The sequence below is a fragment of the Alcanivorax sp. HI0083 genome (assembly GCF_001635175.1).
The window spans coordinates 1-8,070 of the sequence record NZ_LWFX01000914.1 but is presented as its reverse complement, the minus strand read 5'-3'; the positions used below and the strand labels follow the sequence as shown (position 1 = coordinate 8,070).

The window sequence follows — 8,070 nt, the reverse complement described above, 5'->3', positions numbered from 1 at the left end:
TGCGCAGGCCGCAGGCTTTCAATTCGGATTTGAGGATGCGCAGGCCCAGGTTATGGAAGGTGGAGACAATCAGCCCCCGGGTCAGGTCGCGGCTGACCAGCTGTTGCACCCGCTCCTTCATTTCCCGGGAGGCCTTGTTGGTAAAGGTTACCGCCGCGATATGGCGGGCCGGAATACCCCGCTCCTGAATTAGCCAGGCGATCTTGCGGGTGATCACGCTGGTTTTGCCGGAGCCCGCACCGGCCAGTACCAGCAGGGGGCCGTCGGCGTAGTTCACGGCTTCCTGCTGGCGGGGATTGAGTTTGCTCATGGGGCTCCGGTAACGCTGGGGGTGAAATCGGGTCGCTATGATACCAGTGATGGGTGTGCACTCCAGACACCTTATGTCGGTTATCATGACGGTTTCTCTGGTAACGGTTTTGCCTATGCGTCTGGACTATTTTCTTGCCCACAGTGCCGGCCTTACCCGCAAGGAGGCGAAAAAGCTGATCAGCGGGGGGGCGGTAACGGTCGCTGATGAAGCAAAACCCAAAGCCAACCTGCAGTTGCGCCCGGATCAGGTGGTGATGTTGCATGGTGAAGTCGTGCAGCTTCCCGGCCATCGTTACCTGATGCTGTACAAACCCGTTGATGTGGTCTGCTCCACGGATGATCCTGAGCACCGCACGGTATTGGACCTGTTGCCGCCTGAGTTGCGCACCCAGGTACACCCGGCCGGCCGGCTGGACCGGGATACCACCGGGCTGGTGCTGCTCACTTCCGACGGGCAGTGGTCTCACCGCCTCACGTCCCCGAACCATGCCTGTGGCAAGTGCTATCGGGTGACCTGTGCAGACCCGGTCAGTGACGAGGATTTGCAGGCCTTGCGTGAGGGAATCCTGCTACGCGGCGAGGACAGCCCGACCTTGCCGGCCCGGGCTGAGCGGGTGAATGCACACACCTTGGTGCTGACTATCACGGAAGGGCGCTACCATCAGGTTAAACGCATGCTGGCTGCCCGCGGCAATAAGGTGGTGGGGTTGCATCGGGAGCAGATCGGCGAAATCGTACTGGATGCGGATCTGTCGCCGGGAGAATATCGGGTACTGACAGAGGACGAAATCGCGGGTATCTGATCGTTTGCCCTGCGACCTTCGGCCGGGGGCAGGACGGCGTGAGTGTCGAATTACGGCCTTCGGCCTAATGCGACCTACAAAATAAGGAAAAAGAACACACAGGGATGGAGTATGTACGCTGTGATCTTCACCGCCACGGTTGGTGATCAGGACGAACGTTACGGTGACATGGCTGAAAAATTACGTGATCTGGCCATGGCAGGATTTGGTTGCACTGATTTCATCAGTGCGACGCAAGGTGATCAGGAAATTGCTGTGTCGTATTGGCAGGATGAGGCGGACATTAAAGCCTGGAAGCAGCAGGCGGAGCATAAGGTAGCACAGCAACTAGGAAAGACTGGCTGGTACAAGCACTACAAGGTAGAGGTGGTAAAAATACTGCGTGCCTACGCTAACAGCGACGCTCTCTCAGAAAGCTAAAAGGCGGAAATTTTCTGCCGAAAATTTCCGCCCACGATTCTCCCATTTTCTTCAGCCCGTTACCCAAGCTGTCCCTGCAGCTCCATCACATCCACGGTTCTTTCCGGGTTTAGCGGATCAATCAGCGTGTTCGCGTCTTTGTACACCCGCGGCGTCTTGTACAGCATGGCCACTGCTTTCACATGGCTGGGCGCCACATAGCGTTCCGGCATTTCCTGTTCCAGCCAGGCGCGCACTTTCGGGGCCTGATCCGAACCCATTTTCGGGAACAGGTGGTGCTCCACGTGGTGGCTGAAGTGGAAATGCAGCGGATCAATCCAGCGCCAGGCGCGCACGCTCATGGAATTGTCCACCGGGTGATTGTTGTCCATCTGTGGGCGCAGCATGTGGTTGGTGAGGATATAACCCTGGCCGATGAAGTTGATCATCATCATCGGAATCAACACGGTGAAGATGGCCAGCGGGCCGGACACGATGGCCAGGGTGATCCAGGCGGCCATGCACAGGTAGGACTGGCGGATGGCCTTTTTACGGTCGAAGCCCTTGAACTCTTCACGCTTGCGGGTCTGCAGGCGCAGTACCAGCTGGGCATGAAACATGAAGGAATAGAACAGGAACAGGTAGCTGTACCAGGTGCCGCCACCGGGGGCCAGCTTGGTGAAGTTGGCCGTCTTCGGGTGTTTCTCGTAGCGGTGCATGGTGCCGAAAGAGTCCGGGTCCTTGTCGCCCAGATTGGTATGGGCGTGGTGAGCCACATTGTGCCAGCGGCGCCAGAACTCCGGTGGCACCAGCGCCGGGCCAAAGCCCATCCAGCCCAGTACATCCTGCATGCGGCGGCTCATGCCCAGGGCGCCGTGCAGCACTTCGTGGGCCAGCAGGGCCTGGCAGGCGAGGGTGTGGCCCGCCAGCAGGCTGAGCAGCAGGTTACCCCACCAGGGCAGGTCAAAGGCCAGAATGCTGGTGATGCTGCCGACGATGATGGCGGTCATGGGGATAAACCACAGCGCGCGCAGGGGGCGGGATTTGAATGCCGCGGGGCCAAGATCCTTTTTCACCGCATCGCGAATGGCGCGAGCGTCGTCAGCGCCAAACTGGCGGCTGTAAGCGGGTGAGTCCGTCGTCATGGGGCTGTCCTTGGGTTGTGCGGGCTGAATGCAGCCGGGAAATTCCGAGGCAGGCATTGTCGAAGAGAGCGAGCAAACGGCGAAGTGCAAGGCTGGACACTTTCCGGTCATTTTCGGACAGGTGAAAAAGTAGCGTATGATGGACCCATGAACCGTGACCGCTTTATCCAGCTTGATCCGGGCACTGGCCGTTCGCCGGTGCCGGTGAACTACGTCCGCAATCTGGTCGAATTGATCAGTGAAGTGGGCGTGGACACCCGGCGTTTGCTGCGCCAGGTGGAGCTAACGGAAGAGGAAGTCTATAACCCGGAGCCCGCGCTGCGTTTCGAGCAGTTCCGCCGGGTGATGGTCGGGGCCCGGGAGATGACCGGCAATCCGGCGCTGGGCTTGGCCCTGGGGCAGCAATTGACGCTGACCGCCCACGGTCTGTTGGGCTATGCGGCGATCAGCAGTGCGGATCTCGGCGATGCCCTGCGCTTGCTGGAGCGTTATTTCCGCACCCGTACCCGGCTGTGCGTACCGCGTATTGAGCCGTCCACGGAAGGGGTGCGTTTCTGCCTGCTGGAAAGTGTGCCGCTGGGTGATATTCGCGAAACCTACCTGGAAGTAGTGGTGGCTGCGGTGGTGGGTGGTATCCGCTACCTGCTGGGCGAGCGTTTCCGTGGCGCCGTGCTGGAGCTGCCCTACGCGCCGCCAGCGCATGCCGAGCGCTACCGCGAGCTGCTGCAAATGCCGGTTGAGTTTGGCGCTGAGGTGGCGGCCCTGCGCTTGCCGCATTCCTTGCTCAGCGAACCCTTCACCTTGTCTGATCCAGCTTCCCGGCACATGGCCGCGCAGAAATGCGAGGAAGAATTACAGCGCCTCGAGGCGGATCAGGATTGGGCCAGCCGGGTGCGCGCACGCCTGATGCAGGCGGAAGGCATGCTGCCCAGCCTGGAACAGCTGGCCGGCAACTTTCATGTGACCTCGCGGACCTTGCGTCGTTACCTTAATGCGTTGGGTGTGAGTTATCGCTCCTTGCTGGAAGAAGTGCGCATGACCAAGGCCATGGCCTACCTGCAGGCCAACATCACCGTGCAACAGGTGGCTAACCGCCTGGGGTATGCCGACCCCAGCAACTTCGCCCGCGCCTTCCGCAAATGGACCGGCCACCCGCCCAGTCATTTCCAGCCGTAGTATCCCCCTGTTTTCTGCTTCAACGCTTTGCGATTCCGCTTTCTGTGCTGTTCAATGGAATCTATCTTGGTGAGGCCGAAACGTGATCGTTCATTGTTAACTAGGCCCAGTGGTAACCAAGCTTCACAATACAAGGCGTAAATTTCAAAGAAATGCCTGGAAAATGCGCCGTCCTCTATTCGCTCAGGCTCATCCAGTTGGTGGCGTTTTTCAAGAACCCAAGGTTCCAGTGCGTACCAGCAGCAGAGGTACATAGGGCCCCATATATTCATGAAGTGGTTTCTTGAAATTAGGTTATTCCATGCCATGTAACCAATACGTTGTAGCTTGACGCTGACCTGCTGTGCTGCTTCACGTTCCTCCTTTTTCCAGTGTTCATTGGCGCTTTTTTTGTTATACGGCTGGTTTTGGTGGGCGTCAGTGATGATACGAATGAGAGGTTTGAGTGTATCCATCTCAGCCATGGCCCAGCGAAGAATATCGGCGTCACGAGACAGAGAGGCTTCACGAATATTGTGAGAGCCTTGTCGAAGCCCGATCAGAAGTACGATAGTCAATATGACCATAAGGAGGTCGGAGACCCCAGAAACCCCTCCCCAATCAAAGGTTTCAAATTGGAATTTGATGTTCTCGAACATGTTGACCTTCTTTCATCCTAATCGGGTAGAGTTCAGTTTTGAAAAAGCATGAAAACACAATGCGCGTGGATTCTGAACCCGTCCTACTTGTCTCCCGGCATAATCACCCTCGCGGCAGTTGCCAGCGTGGGCGTATGCAGCGCCAGCGGTTGATCCACCGTGCCTCCTATGTGGTGGTGCAGGATCTGGCCGGGCGGGTGTGCGTGCAGAAGCGGGCAGACCACAAGCATTTCTACCCGGGGGGTTGGGACCTGGCCGCCGGTGGGGTCATGCGCCCGGATGAGACGGTGGCTCAGGGGCTGAGTCGGGAGCTGTATGAAGAGCTGGGGTTGAGCCGTCAGTTCTCCCGCTGGCAATGGTTCTGGTTTGCCAATCCTCATCACCGGGTGTGGGGCGCCCTGGCCTCGGTGCGGGCCTGTCCGGATGCGGTGTCCCTGAGCGATGAGGTGGTGGCCATCGACTGGCTGCCCGCAGCACAGGCCCTGGCGTTGCCCGGCGCCACCCCGGATAGCCGCCACGCCCTGTCCTTGCTGCTGGCATCAGCACGCTGAGCGTTTTCGTCCTTGTTTACAGGCCCCCTGCTGGGTAGGTTCTCCCCATCTAGAAGGAGAGCCTTATGACTCAGCGATTCAGTGTTGCCGGTAAGCGTATTCTGATCACCGGTGCCTCCAGCGGCTTTGGTGCCCACTTTGCCACTGCGCTGGCCGAAGAAGGCGCGGATGTGGTGCTGGCCGCCCGCCGCGTGGAAAAACTGGAAGACACCGCCAAGGCCGTGCGCGACTTGGGCCGGGAAGCCATCGTGGTACCCATGGATGTGAGTGATCACGCCAGCGTGGAAGCGGCCTTTGCCGACATGCCACCGCTGGACGTGGTGGTGAACAACGCGGGTATTTCCCAGGAAGGCCCCACCGAAAACATCCCTGAAGAGGAATGGGACCGGGTGGTGGATACCAACCTGAAAGGCGTCTGGGCCGTCTCCAAATTCGCTATCCAGCAATGGAAGCGCGATGGCCGCCCCGGCAGCATCGTCAATATTGCCTCCATCCTCGGCCTGCGAGTGGGTGGCCGGGTGGCCCCGTACACCGCGTCCAAGGCTGCTGTCGTACAGTTCACCAAATCCCTGGCGCTAGACTGCGCCCGTTACAACATCCGCTGCAACGCCATCTGTCCCGGCTATGTGGAAACCGACATCAACGCGGATTTCTTCAACAGCCCGCAGGCGGAAAAGATGCTCAAGCGCATCCCTTACCGTCGTCTCGGTCAGATCGACGAACTGGTGGGCCCGCTGTTGTTGTTGGCCTCTGATACTTCGTCCTACATGAGCGGTGCCATCATCGCCGTGGACGGCGGTCATCTTTGCAATACCCTTTGATACGCACACGCGGCGCGGCAGCCAATACGGTCTGAAGCGTAGGAAACCCTTGAAACAGTATTAAGGAACGACCATGGATTTTTCCCTGAGCCCGGAAATCGAAAGCCTGCGTCAACAGGTCGCGGCCTTTGTCGAAGCGGAAATCATGCCGCTGGAAAACGACAAGGCCAATTACGACGACCACGAAAACTTCAAGGAAAGCGTGGTCGCTAGCCTGCGTGAAAAAGCGAAAGCGGCTGGCCTGTGGGGGTTCCAGTTACCCAAAGAGCGTGGCGGCCTGGACGTGGGCGTGGCCGGCATGGCGGTGTTGTACGAAGAAGCGGCGCGCAGCCCGTTCGGCCCGGTGGTGTTCAACTGTGCCCCGCCGGATGACGGCACCATGATCCTGCTTAACAAGATTCTCAATGACGAGCAGAAAGCACGTTGGCTACAGCCCATGATCGACGGCAAGGTGCGCTCCGCCTTCGCCATGACCGAACCCGACGGCGGCTGCGGTTCCGATCCTTCCCTGACCTACACCTCGGCCGCCAAAGAGGGGGACAACTGGATCATCAGGGGTCGTAAATGGTTTATCACCGGCGCCGAAGGCGCACAGACCTTTATCCTGATTGCCAAGACCAGTGACGATCCGCGCAAGGGCCTCACCGCCTTCCTGTTCGATGCCGACCAGCCCGGATGGGAAATCGTGCGCCGCATTCCCATCATGGGCCCGGAAGAGCACGGCGGTCACTGCGAGCTGAAATTCGATGGCCTGGTGATTCCCGATGAGAACCGTCTGCTCAACGTGGGCGATGGCCTGAAGGTTACCCAGATTCGTCTGGGTACTGCGCGTCTGACCCACTGCATGCGCTGGCTGGGTCTGGCCAAGCGTTGCATGGAAGAAGCGGCGGGTTATGTGGAAAACCGCATGAGCTTTGGAACAACCCTGGCCGAACACGAAGGTGTGCAGTGGATGCTGGGTGATGTGGCCAAGGAAATCGAAGTGGGCCGTCTGCTGACCATGCAGGCTGCCTGGATGCTGGACCAGGGTGACTTTGCCAAGAAAGAAATTTCCATGGCAAAAATCCACGTGGCCGATACCTTGCACAAGGCGGCGGATACCGCCATCCAGCTGTGCGGTGCCCGCGGTTACTCCAAGGACACCCTGCTGGAGTGGATCTACCGCTACGCCCGTCAGGCGCGTCTGGTGGATGGCGCCAGCGAAGTGCACAAGATGGTGTTGTCCCGCTTTTATCTGAAAGAGAAGCGTGATTTCTTCAAGTGGGGCGTGTAGGTCTGCTTCGCAGAGGTAACACGTGAGACGCAACACGCTTCACGCAACAGGAATCACGCAAAAAAGCCCCGCACACGCGGGGCGTTTGCGTTTAGCGCACGCACAAGGGTAGCGATTGCGCATCGGGCGCGATAAACCGTCAGCCCTGCTGCACATTCTGTCTGTAACTCAGCGCTTCGCGAAGGTGGTCCCGCTCCACCTCCGGACTGTTATCCAGATCGGCAATGGTGCGGGCGACCCGTGCGCTACGGTGCAGGGAGCGGGCGGATAACCCCAGCCGGCTCATGACCCCCGCCAGCCAGTCCCGGTGCCGGCGCAGCATGGGTTCCAGTTTGTCGCTGCCCAACTCCCGGTTCAGGCGCTGTTGCCGGTGCCATTGTTGTTTCCACGCATGGCGAACCCGTTGGGCGATGGCCTCGCTGGTTTCCCCTTCCTTGTCGCCCAGCAGCTCCTTTGCTTCTACGGCGGGCACATCCAGATGCAAATCAATGCGATCCAGTAACGGGCCGGACAGCTTGCCCTGATAGCGTTTGGCTTTTTCACAGCGATAACCGCAGCTCTTTTCCGGATCGCCCAGATACCCGCAGGGGCAAGGGTTCATGGCCGCCACCAATTGAAAGCGGGCGGGGAAGGTGAGCTGCTGGGCGGCGCGGGCGATGCTGACTTCACCGGTTTCCAGCGGTTCACGCATGACTTCCAGCACTTTGCGGTCGAACTCCGGCAGTTCATCCAGGAACAGAATGCCGTGATGGGCCAGGGAAATTTCCCCGGGCCGCGGGTAACTGCCACCGCCGACCAGGGCCGTTGCCGAGGAAGTATGGTGCGGTGCCCGGTAAGGGCGTTGATAAAAAAGCCGGCTGTTGCGGGGCTGTTTGAGTGAATGAATGGCTGCCACTTCCAGAGCTTGAGCCGTGCGCATGGGCGGCATCAATCCGGGCAACCGCGAGGCGAG

10 protein-coding genes are annotated in these 8,070 nt (G+C 59.3%); 6 read left to right on the top strand and 4 right to left on the bottom strand.

Annotated features, from left to right (window positions below):
• On the bottom strand, positions 1 to 310 hold a 310-nt coding region (locus tag A3754_RS09535; protein WP_156496936.1), incomplete at its 3' end, for a UvrD-helicase domain-containing protein.
• 73 nt (positions 311 to 383) lie between these two features.
• Here A3754_RS09535 and A3754_RS09530 point away from each other — a divergent pair.
• Together A3754_RS09530 and A3754_RS09525 are read left to right on the top strand one after the other, a co-directional pair.
• The gene (locus tag A3754_RS09530; RefSeq protein WP_255363130.1) at positions 384 to 1,115 is read left to right on the top strand and encodes a pseudouridine synthase; all 732 of its coding nucleotides are present in this window, start codon (positions 384 to 386) and stop codon (positions 1,113 to 1,115) included.
• Between the two features lie 111 nt (positions 1,116 to 1,226).
• Entirely contained in the window at positions 1,227 to 1,535 is a 309-nt protein-coding gene (locus tag A3754_RS09525) for an antibiotic biosynthesis monooxygenase (RefSeq protein WP_063519477.1), read from the top strand.
• A 59-nt stretch (positions 1,536 to 1,594) separates the two neighbouring features.
• Here A3754_RS09525 and A3754_RS09520 read toward each other — a convergent pair whose 3' ends face one another.
• A complete protein-coding gene (locus tag A3754_RS09520) occupies positions 1,595 to 2,659 on the bottom strand; it encodes an acyl-CoA desaturase (protein WP_063519476.1) in 1,065 nt (354 codons plus the stop codon).
• Positions 2,660 to 2,806: 147 nt separating this feature from the next.
• On the opposite strand from A3754_RS09520, the gene A3754_RS09515 reads away from it, so the two are divergent.
• Positions 2,807 to 3,835: an AraC family transcriptional regulator gene (locus tag A3754_RS09515; protein ID WP_063518665.1), complete on the top strand. Its 1,029-nt coding sequence runs from the start codon at positions 2,807 to 2,809 to the stop codon at positions 3,833 to 3,835.
• On the opposite strand, the gene A3754_RS09510 is transcribed toward A3754_RS09515, so the two are convergent.
• Positions 3,820 to 4,473: a hypothetical protein gene (locus A3754_RS09510; RefSeq protein WP_063519475.1), complete on the bottom strand. Its 654-nt coding sequence runs from the start codon at positions 4,471 to 4,473 to the stop codon at positions 3,820 to 3,822. The genes A3754_RS09515 and A3754_RS09510 overlap by 16 nt on opposite strands.
• A 59-nt stretch (positions 4,474 to 4,532) precedes the next feature.
• Here A3754_RS09510 and A3754_RS09505 point away from each other — a divergent pair, with 59 nt between their 5' ends.
• The 3 genes from A3754_RS09505 to A3754_RS09495 all read left to right on the top strand — a co-directional run bounded on the left by A3754_RS09505 (position 4,533) and on the right by A3754_RS09495 (position 7,118).
• Entirely contained in the window at positions 4,533 to 5,024 is a 492-nt protein-coding gene (locus tag A3754_RS09505; RefSeq protein WP_231880573.1) for an NUDIX hydrolase, read from the top strand.
• A 65-nt stretch (positions 5,025 to 5,089) separates the two neighbouring features.
• On the top strand, positions 5,090 to 5,845 hold the full coding sequence (locus A3754_RS09500; protein ID WP_063519473.1) for an SDR family NAD(P)-dependent oxidoreductase: 756 nt from the start codon (positions 5,090 to 5,092) through the stop codon (positions 5,843 to 5,845).
• Positions 5,846 to 5,918: 73 nt separating this feature from the next.
• On the top strand, positions 5,919 to 7,118 hold the full coding sequence (locus A3754_RS09495) for an acyl-CoA dehydrogenase family protein (protein ID WP_063519472.1): 1,200 nt from the start codon (positions 5,919 to 5,921) through the stop codon (positions 7,116 to 7,118).
• 139 nt (positions 7,119 to 7,257) lie between these two features.
• Here the strand turns inward: A3754_RS09495 and A3754_RS09490 are convergent.
• Positions 7,258 to 8,070 (bottom strand): YifB family Mg chelatase-like AAA ATPase (locus A3754_RS09490; protein ID WP_197468597.1); only part of this gene is annotated, 813 nt, incomplete at its 5' end.

Coding starts and splice junctions, on each gene's coding strand:
- A3754_RS09510 (WP_063519475.1), bottom strand. CDS start 4,473: ATGTTCGAGAACATCAAATTCCAATTTGAAACCTTTGATTGGGGAGGG.
- A3754_RS09500 (WP_063519473.1), top strand. CDS start 5,090: ATGACTCAGCGATTCAGTGTTGCCGGTAAGCGTATTCTGATCACCGGT.
- A3754_RS09515 (WP_063518665.1), top strand. CDS start 2,807: ATGAACCGTGACCGCTTTATCCAGCTTGATCCGGGCACTGGCCGTTCG.
- A3754_RS09495 (WP_063519472.1), top strand. CDS start 5,919: ATGGATTTTTCCCTGAGCCCGGAAATCGAAAGCCTGCGTCAACAGGTC.
- A3754_RS09505 (WP_231880573.1), top strand. CDS start 4,533: ATGCGCGTGGATTCTGAACCCGTCCTACTTGTCTCCCGGCATAATCAC.
- A3754_RS09530 (WP_255363130.1), top strand. CDS start 384: ATGTCGGTTATCATGACGGTTTCTCTGGTAACGGTTTTGCCTATGCGT.
- A3754_RS09520 (WP_063519476.1), bottom strand. CDS start 2,659: ATGACGACGGACTCACCCGCTTACAGCCGCCAGTTTGGCGCTGACGAC.
- A3754_RS09525 (WP_063519477.1), top strand. CDS start 1,227: ATGTACGCTGTGATCTTCACCGCCACGGTTGGTGATCAGGACGAACGT.